This window comes from Nocardia amamiensis NBRC 102102, from assembly GCF_001612745.1.
Taxonomy (GTDB): Bacteria; Actinomycetota; Actinomycetes; order Mycobacteriales; family Mycobacteriaceae; genus Nocardia; species Nocardia amamiensis.
Window position 1 is genome coordinate 1 of sequence record NZ_BDBA01000429.1, and the last position, 724, is coordinate 724.

At 72.8% G+C, this 724-nt stretch carries 1 protein-coding gene; it reads right to left on the reverse strand.

Annotated features, from left to right (window positions below):
- A partial coding sequence (locus NA4_RS38210; RefSeq protein ID WP_157129586.1) for an AMP-binding enzyme occupies positions 1–724 on the reverse strand: 724 nt, incomplete at both ends.

The following is a 724-nucleotide window of genomic DNA, read 5'->3' on the forward strand; positions in this document are numbered from 1 at the left end:
CGCCGACCCGCTCCAGGCCGAGCACGTCGGCGAACACCGCGGCCACGGTCTCCTGCACCGGGGTGACCGGCGCGCGGAAGGCACGCGCCTGCGCCGTCGGGGCGGGCAGCGCGCGGCGGTCCAGCTTCCCGTTGACGGTCAGCGGAATCCACTCCAGCCGCACCACGGCCGAAGGCACCATGTAGGACGGCAGCTGCTCGGCCGCGCCGTCGCGGACCACGTCGAGCACCGGCTCGACGCCCGGTTCGCCCACCACGTAGGCGACGATCCGCTGATCGCCGGGCTGGTCCTCGCGCACGATCACCGCGGCCTGAGCGATGCCCGGCTGGGCCAGGATCGCCGATTCGATCTCGCCGAGTTCGATGCGGAAGCCGCGCACCTTCACCTGGTCGTCGGCGCGGCCCAGGTACTCCAGCTCACCGTGCCGGTTCCAGCGCGCGAGGTCACCGGAGCGGTACAGCCGCCCCCCCGGTGCGTCGCCCATGGGGTTGGCGACGAAGCGCGTAGCCGACAGGTCGGGACGACCGAGGTAGCCGCGAGCCAATTGCGGGCCCGCCACATACATTTCACCCGCGACACCGACCGGCACCGGACGCAACCGGTTGTCCAGCACGTACACCCGCAGACCCGCGATAGCGCGGCCGACCACGCTGCCGGAGGCGGCGGCGATGGTCGCGGCGTCCAGCGCGCGGTAGGACACGTGCACCGTGGTCTCGGTGATGCC